The organism is Streptomyces sp. NPDC030296, assembly GCF_055572815.1.
In genome coordinates this window covers 267,527-281,117 of sequence record NZ_JBVICQ010000003.1, presented here as the reverse complement: position 1 = coordinate 281,117, position 13,591 = coordinate 267,527, and the positions used below count along the sequence as shown (strand labels likewise).

Below are 13,591 nucleotides of genomic sequence, written 5' to 3'. Positions count from 1 at the left end.
GCAACCGATCATGAAGATCCACAAGTACGACACCGTCATCGTCGGCGCCGGCGGCGCCGGTATGCGCGCCGCGATCGAGTCGACGAAGCGCAGCCGCACCGCCGTGCTGACCAAGCTGTACCCGACCCGCTCCCACACGGGCGCCGCGCAGGGCGGCATGGCCGCCGCGCTCGCCAACGTGGAGGAGGACAACTGGGAGTGGCACACCTTCGACACGGTCAAGGGCGGTGACTACCTGGTCGACCAGGACGCCGCCGAGATCCTGGCGAAGGAGGCCATCGACTCCGTCCTCGACCTGGAGAAGATGGGCCTGCCGTTCAACCGGACCCCGAACGGCACGATCGACCAGCGCCGCTTCGGCGGTCACAGCCGCAACCACGGCGAGGCCCCGGTCCGCCGGTCCTGCTACGCGGCCGACCGCACCGGCCACATGATCCTCCAGACGCTGTACCAGAACTGCGTCAAGCACGGCGTGGAGTTCTTCAACGAGTTCTACGTCCTCGACCAGCTGATCACCGAGGTCGACGGCGTCAAGAAGTCCGCCGGTGTCGTGGCCTACGAGCTGGCGACCGGCGAGATCCACGTCTTCCAGGCGAAGTCCGTGATCTACGCGTCCGGCGGCTGCGGCAAGTTCTTCAAGGTGACGTCCAACGCGCACACCCTCACCGGTGACGGCCAGGCGGCCGTCTACCGCCGGGGCCTGCCGCTGGAGGACATGGAGTTCTTCCAGTTCCACCCGACCGGCATCTGGCGCATGGGCATCCTGCTGACGGAGGGCGCCCGCGGTGAGGGCGGCATCCTCCGCAACAAGGACGGCGAGCGCTTCATGGAGAAGTACGCGCCGGTCATGAAGGACCTCGCGTCCCGTGACGTCGTCTCCCGCTCCATCTACACGGAGATCCGCGAGGGCCGCGGCTGCGGTCCCGAGGGCGACCACGTCTACCTGGACCTGACGCACCTCCCGCCGGAGCAGCTGGACGCCAAGCTCCCGGACATCACCGAGTTCGCGCGGACCTACCTCGGCATCGAGCCCTACACGGACCCGATCCCGATCCAGCCGACCGCGCACTACGCCATGGGCGGCATCCCCACCAACGTCGAGGGTGAGGTCCTGGCGGACAACACCACCGTCGTGCCGGGTCTGTACGCCGCCGGTGAGGTCGCCTGTGTCTCCGTGCACGGCGCCAACCGCCTCGGCACGAACTCGCTGCTCGACATCAACGTGTTCGGGCGCCGGGCGGGCATCGCGGCCGCCGAGTACGCGCAGAAGGCCGACTTCGTCGAGCTGCCGGAGAACCCGCAGTCCCTGGTCGTCGAGCAGATCGAGCGGCTGCGCTCCTCCACGGGCAACGAGCGCGTGGCGGACCTGCGCCGTGAGCTGCAGGAGACCATGGACGCGAACGTCATGGTGTTCCGCACCGAGCAGACGATCAAGACGGCCGTCGAGAAGATCGCCGAGCTGCGCGAGCGCTACAAGAACGTGGCGATCCAGGACAAGGGCAAGCGGTTCAACACCGACCTGCTGGAGGCCATCGAGCTGGGCAACCTGCTCGACCTGGCCGAGGTCATGGCCGTCTCCGCGCTCGCCCGCAAGGAGTCCCGCGGCGGTCACTACCGCGAGGACTACCCGAACCGCGACGACGTCAACTTCATGCGTCACACCATGGCGTACCGCGAGGTCGGCGACGACGGCTCCGAGACCGTCCGCCTCGACTACAAGCCGGTCGTCCAGACCCGCTACCAGCCGATGGAGCGTAAGTACTGATGGCTACCCCTGTTCTGGACAAGGCCGAGGCAGCCTCCGCCGCGTCCCCGTACATCACCGTCACCTTCCGGATCCGCCGGTTCAACCCGGAGGTCGCGGCCGAGGCGGTGTGGGAAGACTTCCAGCTGGAGATCGACCCCAAGGAGCGTGTCCTCGACGGTCTGCACAAGATCAAGTGGGACCTGGACGGGACGCTGACCTTCCGCCGCTCCTGCGCGCACGGCATCTGCGGTTCGGACGCCATGCGGATCAACGGCAAGAACCGTCTGGCGTGCAAGACGCTGATCAAGGACATCAACCCCGAGAAGCCGATCACGGTCGAGCCCATCAAGGGCCTCACGGTCCTCAAGGACCTGGTCGTGGACATGGAGCCGTTCTTCCAGGCGTACCGGGACGTGATGCCCTTCCTGATCACGAAGGACACCAACGAGCCCACGCGTGAGCGGCTTCAGACGGCGGAGGACCGCGAGCGGTTCGACGACACGACCAAGTGCATCCTGTGCGCCGCCTGCACGTCCTCGTGCCCGGTGTTCTGGAACGACGGCCAGTACTTCGGTCCGGCCGCGATCGTCAACGCCCACCGCTTCATCTTCGACTCGCGTGACGAGGCCGGCGAGCAGCGGCTGGAGATCCTCAACGACAAGGACGGCGTGTGGCGTTGCCGCACGACCTTCAACTGCACGGACGCCTGCCCGCGCGGTATCGAGGTCACCAAGGCGATCCAGGAGGTGAAGCGGGCGCTGATCACGCGCCGCTTCTAGGACTCCGCGGCCGTTCCCGGCCGTACGACGCTGAGGGCCCCGCTCCGGGATCGGAGCGGGGCCCTCAGCGTTGTCGCCGTACCTCACCGGGCCCGAGGGGCCCGGTCGGAGTGTCAGCCGCGCAGGACGCGGCCCTGCGAGTCGGTGCGGTCGTTGCTCGTGAGGAACAGGATGCCGTCGATCAGGGCCCAGAAGCCCAGACCACCGCAGGTGAGCAGCTGGGCGACGCCCACGCCCACGGAACCGACGTAGAAGCGGCCGATGCCGAGCGTGCCGAGGAACAGCTGCAGGATGCCGGCGACGATCTTCGACTTGTCGGAGTAGGGACGGCCCTGCGGGTCGTAGCCGAAGGGAGCGTCAGGGGTGGGGACGGTCATCGAAGTAACTCCTGGATGTACTGACTGAGAAGGCCGAAGCGGATTGCCTCGGGAAGAGTCCAGGAGGGAAGGCGCGGCGAAAACCGGCAGCCGTCGGGCACGGCGAACGCCGACCGACGATCGAGCACGACGTAATCCCCCGTCATCCCCCCTGTCGCCGTTGCAGCGTAGTGAGGCGCATGGGGCCGGTGGGAGGGGAAACAGCCGATCGTTCCGATTCCGTGATCCGGTTCCAGCCAAGTTGCGACAACTGCGCGACATAAAGCGGGCGTAAGGGATTTACGGCGGCCCGGGAAGGGAAGAAGCAGCGATTCGGCGCGGATGTGCCGACCGTTCAGTGGATTGCGGACGACCGTTCAGCGCACATTGCGGACGACCGTCCAGGTCACCGCGACGCCCAGGATCAAGGCCTGGGTGCGGGGCTTCAGTCCGGGGCGCCAGCGGCGTCCGCGCAGCCCCTCGACGAACCAGCGTCCGAGCAGGACGAACGCGAAGGGCGCGGCGAGCAGCAGCACCCGGTTGTCGTGCCAGGCGGCGGTGAACTGGCCGTGCATCAGGTCGTACACCATGCGGGTGCCGCCGCAGGCGGGGCAGAGCAGCCCCGTGACATAGCGGAACGGGCACTGGGGCAGCAGATGGCCGGGCTCGTGCGGATTGGTGCCGTACACATAGGCGGCGCCCGCCAGCCCGGCGGCGGCCACCGCGAGGGGGGCCGCCGCCGGGTGTCGCAGGACGGCGGGGCCGCGCTCAGCCACGCAGGACCCGCCCGTTGGAGTCCGTGGTGTTGCTGCTCGTCAGCAGGATGATGCCGTCGACCAGCGCCCAGATGCCGAAGCCGCCGCAGGTGAACAGCTGGCCGAGGCCGAGGCCGACGTGGCCGATGTAGAAGCGGCCGACGCCGAACGAGCCGAGGAACAGCGACAGGATGCCGGCGACGATCTTCGACTTGTCGGAGTACGGGCGGCCGTACGGGTCGTACCCGTACGGGGCGTTGGGGTCGCCCGTGTACGCGCCGCCGACCGGGGGCGCCTGGTAGCCGTAGCCCGGCTGGGCGCCCTGCTGGGGGTAGCCGTAGCCCGGAGCGGCGCCCGGCTGCTGGTACGCGTCCTGCGGGTAGCCGCCCTGCGGAGCGCCGTAGGGGTTGGCGCCCGGCGCCTGGCCAGGAGCCTGGTTCGGGTACCCGTAGCCGGGCTGGGGCGGCTGCGGGGGCTGAGCGGGCTGCTGGGGCTGCTCGGTCACGGTACTGACTCCTGCGTGTTGATTGCTTGAGCGGCTGAATATGGGCTGTCCGTCATATTGCAGGAGAGAGGGCCCCGGAGAGAAGTTGTTACCTCGTGGTCACAGCTGGCTGAGGATCGTCGGGTCCGTGATCTCCGTGTCCTTGGCGAGCAGCATCGCTTTGCTGAGGATCACCGCGCGGATGCGGTCCCCCTCATAGGGGAGATAGCCAGTCTGCGCGGTTCGGTTCCCGTCCGTGCCACCGGTGGCCGATTTCGGCCCGATGCACAGGTACTGGTCGTGGGGCGTCCGCAGGATGTCGCCGGACCCCAGGTGGATCTTGTAGGTGTGCCGCTCGCCTCGGACGTGCAGGGACGACGTCCGGTACTCGCGGAACCGGCCCTCGGGGCCACCGTCCTGCCAGGTCGGGTCGTTGCCGACGCTGGCGACGCCCACGAGCGCACGGGGTCGACCGGATCCCGCCCGTCCCGCAGCCACATGGTGTATTCGCGCCCGTGGCAGGGGGCGAGGTTCTCGGGGGCGTCGAGCGGATAGAAGCGCACTTGGTCGGTGGACGGCCGCAGACGGCTGCCGGACTCGGTGATGTCCTCGCCGTAGGCGTGGCCGTCGCCCTCGATCCAGTACTCGGCGCACAGCCCCCACTCGGGCAGCTGAGTTCCTTCAACTCGTCGGCATGTGCGGCGCGGACGGCGGCCGGGACGCTCTGCACCGCCCTGCCGGCGGCGTTGCGCCGGCCGAGGACGCTCGGCCACCGTGGACGCCGACCAGGGCCGTGGCGTCGCCCAGCCGGTGCTCGGCGGAGCCGACCTCGGCCAGTCCGTAGGCCGGTACGGCGATCTCCTCACGCGCGGCGTCGGGTGGCCGAAATGTTGCGTAACTGCTGTGACGGATGGGGGAGTTGAACACAGACTTCGCTCATGAACTCCCTGAGGAAAGCCGCCGCCGCGTTGTCGGTCGCGGCCGCGATGCTGATCGCGACACCCCCCACTGCCTCGGCGACCCCCGCCCCGCACGACGTGTACGGCGGGACCTTCGCAAAGGAGAACTTCAACCGGCTCCCCCTCGGCCCCGTCACCGGCGGCCGTGGCTGGACCACCGACACCGCGAACGGCTCGCTGACCGTCGAGCGCGCCGCCGACGGGCGCGGCCGGGAACTCCGGATCCACACCGAGGGCAACGGCCGTGCCTTCATGGTCTTCCCCGACCTCGCCCCGCCCGGCAACAGCTTCTGGGCGCGGATACGGCTGCGGGTCGACCGCTTCCCGGAAGGGCCCCCCTGGGCCCACTGGACCCTCGCGGAGGCGTCCGGCGCCGACTCCCCCACCCTGGTGCGCCCGCTCGGCGGCCAGTTCGCCCCCACCGACAACGGCAACTTCTACGGCGTCGGCTCCGACCTCGGCCCCACGGGCGACTGGACGAACTGGCGCACGTCCGCGCCGGCCGCCGACGGGGCGTGGACCTGCGCGGAGTTCCACCTCGACGCCATGGACAACCGAGTCACCGTGTACCTCAACGGCGTCGAGCAGCCCGACCTGACCGTCTCGACGAAGCAGCACGGCGGCACGGCGGACGACTTCGTCTTCCCGACGTTCGACAAGCTGAAGCTGGGCTGGCAGCTGTACCAGGCGAACCCCAGCCCGTCGTCGTACGACGTACGGATGGACGACATCGCGCTGAGCACGCGGCGGGTGGGGGGTTGCGGGTCCTGAGCCGGGGGCGGGTGGCCGGGATGCGGGCGGGAGAACCGCCGGTGGCACACTGGCCGCCATGTCCAATTCCTACGCACAGCCCGTCCTGAGGACGACCGACCTCCCGGAGGGCCTGCGCATCGTCGAGCGGTTGCTCGCGATCGCCGATCTGCGGGGCCTCGAGATCGACTACGAAGCGGTCATCCCCTCGGTGGACGTGCTCGCGTCGATGCTGGAACTGCTGCCGCACGCCAAGTGGTACGCCGAGGGGAGCTCGGGGGGCTCGTCGGCGAAGGGGGACGACCCCTCGGCGCATCTTCCCGTCCGGCTGAGGGCCCTGGGCCGGCCGCCGGAGACGGTGGGGCCGTTCCTCGACCTGGTGGGGGACAGCCCCGCCACGGTGCGCTGGGACTTCAGCGGCTGGCCCGAGGCCCCCGAGGTGGGACTGGGTGCCGGCGGCGAGAGGGGTGCGTTCGTGACACTGTGCGTCAATGTCCGCGACCTCGAGCTGGAGGAGCCCGCGGCCGATCACACGGTCTTCGTCCACGTCAAGCAGGTCGAGGCCGAGCGCGCTCCCTGGCTCGCGGCCCAGGTCGGCCTGACCGTGATCGGCGATCTGGAGATGGCCCCGTACTGAGCTTGCGCCCGCACACGGGTGTGCCCCGCCGGGACTTCCCGGCGGGGCACACCCACGGAACTGGACCTCGTGCGGCCCGGTCCTCCTAGATCGGCGGGTTCACCTCGTCCGAGGGTTCCACGGCCTCGTGGAATCCGAACGGATCGAAGAAGTCCTTGCCCATCTCCGCCATGCCGCCCCAGAACCCGAAGCTCCGGACATAGCTGTTGGTCTGGGCGAACGGCATCAGCGATCCGGCGACACCCAGGACGCGGCCTCGGATCCTCGGGCTGACGCGCGCCGCGTTCGCCCCGGTCGCGATGTTGAACACCCTGCGCGAGTCGAAGCCGCTGTCCGGATGGATCACCCGGACACGGGAGTCGTTGGTGTACTCGTTGGCGACCTGATTGGCCTGGGCCTCGCTCGCGGCGACGAAGACCACGTTGTTGGCCTGCCCCTTGCCGTCGAGCTCCTTCGGGGTCATCTTGCCGTCGATGTCACCCTTGATGTAGTCGAGTCTCTTGGTGGGGGACTTGGCGCTGGTCGCGTCGAAGTCGATCACGTCGACGATCTTGCCGTTCTCGTACGTGACCTTGATGAAGTCGGACGTCGTGCCGTTGAACCGCCGGTTCCCGTCCTTGTCGATGAAGTGCCCCTTGTCCACCAGGACGTCCTTGTCGATCTGCGACAGGTAGATCTCGCCGGTGCCCTTGTTCGACCCGTCGGTGTAGAGCCCGGCCGCCTTGAGGTCGTCGTTGAGGTACTTGAGCGCTCGGACCGCGGCGTCGTTGTCCGGCGTGCCGCCGACGACGTGCCCGATTCCGTACTCGTCGTAGATCGCCGTGCGACCGTCGGAGAGCTTCTTCTGCGTCAGTTTGGGACCGGACGGGACGGGTTTGCCGCCCCCGCCGCCCCCGATGATGCCGCCCGGGATCAGGATCGGGAACAGACCGCTCGGGTCGGCCTTGCTGACCGGGCTGTTGTTTCCGTACGCATACCCGTTCATCTGCAGCGGGTCGGCGATGTCGATGACCGGGTCGGCGGAGAGGAAGCGGCCGGACGCCTGGTCGTACTCGCGGGCGCCGATGTGGGTCAGGCCGGTCGCGGCGTCGTCGATGCCGACGCCGAGGTAGCCGCGCTTGTTGGGCCAGGTCGACGGCTGGATGCCGCGGATCTCGCCGTACGGCTTGTACGCGCGGCGGGCCACCGGCTGGGTGCCGGCCAGTTCGACCGCGGTATTGGCCGTGCCGAGGTGGTCGGCGAGCAGCACGTTCAGCTTGTGGCCGGTGGTCGCGCCGTTCGCCGTGCTGCGGATGACGGTGGGGGCGCCCGCCTGGGCGTAGGACCGGGCGGCCTTGGTGATGGTGCCGCTCGCGTTGGTGGTGATCTCGGTCTCGCCCAGGTACAGGGTCGAGCCGGTCGGCGAGTTCTCCAGGACCCGGTTGCCGTCGGCGTCGTAGACGTAGGCCGTCCTGACGCCGTCGTCGGTGATCGTGTCGAGGCGGTTCTCCGCGGTCCACGTCAGGTTCTGGGTGGTGGCGGCGAGATCGCGGAGCTCGGTGTTGCCGGCCGCGTCGTAGGTGTACGAGCTGCCCTTGCCGGACGGGCTGGAGCTGATCCAGTCCACGGTGTGGGGCTGCTTGGTGTCGTAGCCGTAGGTGTAGGCGACGTTCTTGGTGGCGTCGGCCGGGTTGTGCTCCGTCATGGTGGCGCGGTTGCCGAGCCAGTCGAAGGTGAACGACTGGCGGTAGGCGGTGGCGCCCGTGGCGACGGTGGCCGCGTCGGGGGCGGCGGCGGCCAGGGTGGACGCCAGCGAGGTGTCCGGGCTGGTGACGTCGTCCGCCGCGTCGGGGGCGTCGGCGAGCGGACCGGTCGAGGCCTCGTAGTCGGTGCGGTAGCCCCAGGTCGTGCCGTTCGACGCCTTGCAGCCGGTCGCCTTGCCGTCGGGGGTGATCTTCGACGTCCAGGCGTTCACCATCTCGCCCATGGCGTCGTAGGTGAAGCACTGGGTGTCCCACGTGGTGCCCGAGGCTTCGGTGAGGCTGCGGGCGTTGGAGGTGATGGTGCCGGAGGCGTCGTAGGAGTAGTAGTTGTCGCTGACGCGGTGGGGGCCCGCGGTCTCGCGGTCGGCGACCGAGCGCTGGAGGCGTCCGGTGTGCGGGTCGATGAAGTTCGTCGTCCACACCCGGGCCGGCTGGGAGCCGGAGACCGTGCGCAGGGGCTCACCGAAGGGCGAGTAGGTGACGTCGGAGGTGTACCAGGCGCGGCCCGAGGTGGACTCGGCGAGGCCGTCGCTGTTGTAGCGGGTGACGACCTTCTCGGCGGGGAGTCCGCCGACGGCGGGCATGGTGTACGAGAGCGGCTTCCCGGTGACCGGCGTGTACGTGTACCCGTAGGTGTAGGTACCGGCGACGCCCGTGGTCATCGTGTTGGACGGGATGACCGTCTCGCGGCCGGTGACCCGGTACTCGGCGTCGTAGCCCGTGACCCGGCTGATGTAGTCGCCGTTCGCGGTGTGCCGGGTCGAGGCCACGGGCCTGCCGAGCCCGCCGGGCAGGGAGTCGTAGGTGAACTCCTTGACCGGGGTGGCCGTCTCGGACCCTTCGCGGACCTTGGTGGGGCGGCCCAGCTCGTCGTACTCCGTGTAGGAGGTCTTCCCCCGGGAGTTGGTCGACTTGTTGGGCCGGTCGGCGGCGTCGTACCAGGTCTCCGTCTTGCCGGTGTCCGGGTCGGTGGCCGAGGTCACCCGGCCGCGCGCGTCATGGGTGTACGACCAGATGTTGCCGGCCGAGTCGGTGACCTTGGTGCGGTTGCCGCGGGCATCGTAGTGGTAGGCCGTCGTGCGCCCGGCGTCACTGGAGTCGTCCCGGCTGTAGTGCTTGACCAGGGTGATCCGGCCGAGGGCGTCGGTGTAGGTCCGGGTCCGGGGGGCGGTCCCGCCGGCCGGGTTCACATAGGTGCTGGTGTCGGAGTAGCTGGTGTAGGTGGCGTACCGGTAGTCGCCGTCGAAGTAGGTCGAGTGGCGGACCGGGCGCTCCAGACCGTCGTACCGGGTCTTGGTCCAGCTCGGGATGGCGGTGGTCGACTTCGGGGTGAACAGCTCCGGCGCGGGATCGCCCTTGGCGAGGTAGCCGGCGGTCTGCTCGTCGACGAGTCCGTGGTCGTTGTACGACGTGTCGGTGACGATCCGGCCCGGTCCGTGGGCCTCTTCCTGGGTCTGGACCTTGCGCATCAGGCCGTCGTAGACGGTGACCTGCTTGCTGTAGGTGCCGTCGTCCTTGAGCATCCTGACGGTGACCGCGGCGGGCCGCGTCGTCTGGGAGGTGGCGATGGCGCTCTGGTACTCGAACAGGACGTCCGGGGACTTCCCGCCGGACGACCGGGAGGCCGACCAGCCCTTCACCGACCGTCCGAGCGCGTCGTACTCGGTCTTCAGCACCCGGCCGTTGGGGTCGGTGACCGTGAGCGCGAGGCTGCGGCCGGGGTCGAAGGCCGTGGTGGTGGCGTGCCCCTTGGCGTTGATCACCTTGATCGAGGTGACCGGGCCGCCGTCCGCCGGGACGTACTGCGTCTCGGTGGTGCCCTCACCGGGCGCGGTGACGAGGCGCTTGCGGCCCAGGTCGTCGTAGGTCGTCGTGGTGACCTTCGAGTAGGACGTGCCGGCGCCGTCGATCTCCGCGACGGAGGTGAGGTCGCCCTTGGTGGGGGTGGCCCCGTGGTTCAGCTTGTCGTAGCTGTACCGGACAGCGCTCTTGAGCTGCTTGGCGGGGTCGGCCGCGTCGTAGCCCGCGCAGGAGGTGCCGGTGGTGCGCTTCTCCTTGGTCAGGCCGATCAGCCAGGCCGAGGTGTTGTGGACGTACGTCGTCCTCGTGCAGGTCTGGTCGGAGAGGGTCTCGCCGGAACCGTTCGGCTTCACCACGGCCGTCTCGACCTGCTCGGGCAGGCCGTAGGTGTCGTCGAACGAGGTCAGGGTGCGGACGCCCCGCCAGCTGGAGTCGACCGTCTGGATCTCGTCCGTGCGCTTGATGCCGCCCTGGTGGGCGCGCAGCGGTTCCAGGTCGGTGCCGTTCTCGGCCTCACGGGTACGGGAGGCGGTCTGCTTCGACCAGGGGTAGTTCAGGACGCGCTTTTGGACCTTCTTGTCGGAGTTGAGGTAGGTGATGGACTCCGCGAGCAGGCCCGTGAACTGCTGGGCGTCGTCGTCCACCAGCGTGTAAGTACCGGTGGAGTCCTTGACCGCGCCGCCGACGCCCTGGAAGTAGCGAGTCACGGAGTACGACTGGGACTGCGGGTCGCCCTGCTGGGAGGTGGACTTGCTGCCCTTGGTGACGGCCACCTGCCGGTAGCCGTGCCAGTCGCTGTAGGTCTGCAGTGCCGGGCGGGTGAACTCGTCGACGCTCTTGGCCCAGCCGGGACCGCTGTAGTCGTACCGGGTGACGACGGGCTTGCCGTGCGAGGTGATCTTGTCGGTCTCGGTCACCGAGTGGACGACGTACTTGTTGAACCAGGACTTCGCGGGCGTCTTCTCGTCACCGTCGGGCGACCAGCGCACCGGGTAGCAGGTGCCGTTGCTGCGGCCCTTGTCCTCGGCCGGCTCGGTGGCGCAGCCGCCCTTGTACTCGACCTCGATGTCACCGCCGTACTCGGTGGCGACGGTGCCGATGCGGGGCCGGGTGAAGGCGGGGCGCTGGTCGTTGGGGCCGGTGCGGACGAGGTTCGGCAGCTGGCGGTCCTGGAGCCGGGTGCGCAGCGGCGACGTGGAGCCGACGGAGTACTCGGCGAAGCTGACGCCGTCCTTGTGCTGGAGGGTGCCGGTGGTGTCACCGGGGGCGAAGCCACGGCGGGTGATCGAGTTCAGCCACAGGCCCGGGGAGGTGTCGTACCAGTCCTCGGGGAACGACTGGTGCAGCTCGTAGGTGTCGACCTTGCCGAGGCCGGTCTGGCCGGCGCGGGCGCCCTTCGTCGTCACCGTGTCCAGGCGCATCTGCGTCCAGAAGGAAGGGAAGGGCGGGCAGAGCTTCGAGGAGGACTTGCAGTTCAGGTTGCCGGGCGTGTCCCACCAGGGGCGGTAGGCGCCCGGGTCGTCGGTCTTGTTGAAGTTGTCCGCGGTGCACGCCGCGTCGGACTTGAGGCAGCGCTGCCTGACGCCGAACTCGACGCTCGCCGAGGGCTTGGTGAGGTCCGCGCGCATGCCGTACTCGATGAGGGTCGGGTAGGCGAAGCGGTCGTACTGCTCGGGGCTCTTGAACTTCTTCTTTACCGCGTAGTAGTTGGTCTCCTGCTTCCAGCTGACGACCATCGTGTTGCCGTGGGTGTCGACGACCTTGTCCAGGCCCCAGCGCCAGGCCTGCTTCTTGCCGGCGCCACAGCGGGAGTCGGCGAACGCGGTCGCGTGGCAGGGCTCGCCCGGGTGGTTGCCGAAGACGGGAACGGTGGAGACCGAGTGGGTGTCGGCATGGCCGCCGCCGACCTGGTTGAGGCCGTAGTAGTACTTCGTGCCGTCCGTGGTCGTGACGACCCAGTACTCGCCGTTGTTGTCGCCGTTGCTGCCGCCGGTCCGGCGCTCGACACGGGTGCCGTCGTCCTGGAGGGGGCGGTACACCTCCGTGTCGGTCTCGGGGTCACTGCCGGACGCGGCGTCCCGCACGAGTTCGGTGGTCTTGCCCATGAGGTACATCACCGCGTTGTACGACGCCCAGCACAGGTCGGACGTCTTGTCCTTCTTGGCGGTGTTGTTCGGCGTGCCGGAGTTGAGGGTCTTCCGGTCGTCCTGGCAGGTGCGGTACCGGCGTTCGATGTGTCCGGGGTCGTAGTCCCAGCCCTCGCCGATCCAGGACGGCTGGGGCGAGGTGACGGCGGTACGGCCGTCCACCGTCTGGGAGTTGTAGGTGAACGAGACACCCGGCACCGGCCCCGCCGGAGCCGCCGGGATCGACAGCGGGTACGACCAGGTGAAGGCGCCGGAGGAACCGCCGGCCGCCCACTTGCCGTTGGAGACGAGCGGGGTGGCCTTGAAGGTGCCGCCCGCCCCGCCGCCCGAGTCGACCGCGCCGACGACGGCGGCGTCACCGGTCGCGGCGACCGGCGTGGCGGACGCGCCCGCCTTGCGGTACGCGGCCTGCGCGAGGGTGGGTCCGCCGGACTCGGCGACCTTCGCGGCGGCCGCCGGGGTGACCGTGCCGTCGGCGGCGGTGTCGACCGTGGCGGTGATCGACTGGGTCTTGGTGTCGTTGACGGTCTCCAGTTCCTCGTACTCCTGGCACGCCTCGACGTCCGGCGTCGTCAGGTAGCACTCGGGGAACTGGACGAAGCGCAGCCGGGAGGCCCAGTCGGCGCCGTACAGGTTCTTGAACTTGGCGTAGTCGAGCTTGACGGAGACCGGGACGGACCCGGTGGCGGGCGCCTGGACCTTGACCACGGCGCCGTCGACGCCCTGGGCGACGGTGGAGGCGCGGTCGTAGACCTGGACGGCCCATGTGCCGGTGGGGGCAGCCTGGTCGGGGGCCTGGCCGAGGCTGACGGGGAGGTCCTCGACGGGCTTGAGGTCGACCTGCTGGGCCGTCGAGGCCGTGCGGGCAGAAGGCGTTCGGGTCGAGGCCGTGCGATCCGAGGCCGTGCGTGCCGAGGCGGGGGTCGTGGTCGCGGTGCCGCCGAAGCTGACCGTGCCGGTGTCGGCGAGCGGTGCGGTGGCGGTGCCTGCCGGGGCCTGCTCCAGGTCCTCGGGGACCTCGACCTTCAGGGTCTCCAAATCCCGTTCGAACGTCTCGCCCGTCAGGGGCTTGTCCTGGTCGAGCGCCTCCAGGTCGAGGGTCTCGCGGCCCTTCTCCGCGACGGCCGGATCGGGCGGCAGGGCCAGGGACTGGGCGGGCACGAGGCCCACGAGCAGCGCCGCGCCGATCGCGGGCACGACGGCTCTGCGCACACGGGCACGACGGACATTCGAGTAGCGACCGAACACGGCGAGGTCCCCCCGGACCACTCGAGGCGGGCCAGGAACAGACCACGCGTGATGGCGTATCAGATGCCGAGGATTCTGTGGGGCTCATGTGAAGTTTCGCTAGATCATCTGTACGTATGTGATGACCGTCACGGTGCGTAAACATGGATAGCGGCCAGGGGGGACCAGATACGGGATTTGCCGAGGT

Annotated in this window: 9 protein-coding genes; 4 read left to right on the top strand and 5 right to left on the bottom strand. The window is 69.3% G+C overall.

Going from position 1 to position 13,591, the window contains the following annotated elements:
* The first annotated feature begins 10 nt into the window (after positions 1 to 10).
* Together sdhA and ACZ4Z3_RS09280 are read left to right on the top strand one after the other, a co-directional pair.
* Complete coding sequence (gene sdhA / locus ACZ4Z3_RS09285; protein ID WP_468500399.1) at positions 11 to 1,765, top strand: succinate dehydrogenase flavoprotein subunit; 1,755 nt, start codon at positions 11 to 13, stop codon at positions 1,763 to 1,765.
* Positions 1,765 to 2,526 (top strand): succinate dehydrogenase iron-sulfur subunit, encoded by a 762-nt coding sequence (locus ACZ4Z3_RS09280; protein WP_468500398.1) that lies wholly within the window; start codon positions 1,765 to 1,767, stop codon positions 2,524 to 2,526. Before sdhA ends, ACZ4Z3_RS09280 begins: the two co-directional genes overlap by 1 nt.
* A gap of 113 nt (positions 2,527 to 2,639) precedes the next feature.
* Here the strand turns inward: ACZ4Z3_RS09280 and ACZ4Z3_RS09275 are convergent, their stop codons facing one another.
* The 4 genes from ACZ4Z3_RS09275 to ACZ4Z3_RS09260 all read right to left on the bottom strand — a co-directional run bounded on the left by ACZ4Z3_RS09275 (position 2,640) and on the right by ACZ4Z3_RS09260 (position 4,577).
* Complete coding sequence (locus ACZ4Z3_RS09275; protein ID WP_468500397.1) at positions 2,640 to 2,903, bottom strand: TM2 domain-containing protein; 264 nt, start codon at positions 2,901 to 2,903, stop codon at positions 2,640 to 2,642.
* A gap of 356 nt (positions 2,904 to 3,259) precedes the next feature.
* A complete protein-coding gene (locus ACZ4Z3_RS09270; RefSeq protein WP_468500396.1) occupies positions 3,260 to 3,658 on the bottom strand; it encodes a DUF2752 domain-containing protein in 399 nt (132 codons plus the stop codon).
* Positions 3,651 to 4,142, bottom strand: coding sequence for a TM2 domain-containing protein (locus tag ACZ4Z3_RS09265; RefSeq protein ID WP_055517341.1), 492 nt, complete (start codon positions 4,140 to 4,142; stop codon positions 3,651 to 3,653). Before ACZ4Z3_RS09265 ends, ACZ4Z3_RS09270 begins: the two co-directional genes overlap by 8 nt.
* Before the next feature lie 99 nt (positions 4,143 to 4,241).
* The gene (locus tag ACZ4Z3_RS09260; protein WP_468500395.1) at positions 4,242 to 4,577 is read right to left on the bottom strand and encodes a DUF7737 domain-containing protein; all 336 of its coding nucleotides are present in this window, start codon (positions 4,575 to 4,577) and stop codon (positions 4,242 to 4,244) included.
* A 482-nt stretch (positions 4,578 to 5,059) separates the two neighbouring features.
* On the opposite strand from ACZ4Z3_RS09260, the gene ACZ4Z3_RS09255 reads away from it, so the two are divergent.
* Positions 5,060 to 5,851, top strand: coding sequence for a hypothetical protein (locus ACZ4Z3_RS09255; RefSeq protein WP_468500394.1), 792 nt, complete (start codon positions 5,060 to 5,062; stop codon positions 5,849 to 5,851).
* Positions 5,852 to 5,909: 58 nt separating this feature from the next.
* Entirely contained in the window at positions 5,910 to 6,467 is a 558-nt protein-coding gene (locus ACZ4Z3_RS09250) for a hypothetical protein (protein ID WP_468500393.1), read from the top strand.
* An 85-nt stretch (positions 6,468 to 6,552) separates the two neighbouring features.
* On the opposite strand, the gene ACZ4Z3_RS09245 is transcribed toward ACZ4Z3_RS09250, so the two are convergent.
* Positions 6,553 to 13,368 (bottom strand): RHS repeat-associated core domain-containing protein, encoded by a 6,816-nt coding sequence (locus ACZ4Z3_RS09245; RefSeq protein WP_468500392.1) that lies wholly within the window; start codon positions 13,366 to 13,368, stop codon positions 6,553 to 6,555.
* Positions 13,369 to 13,591 lie beyond the last annotated feature (223 nt).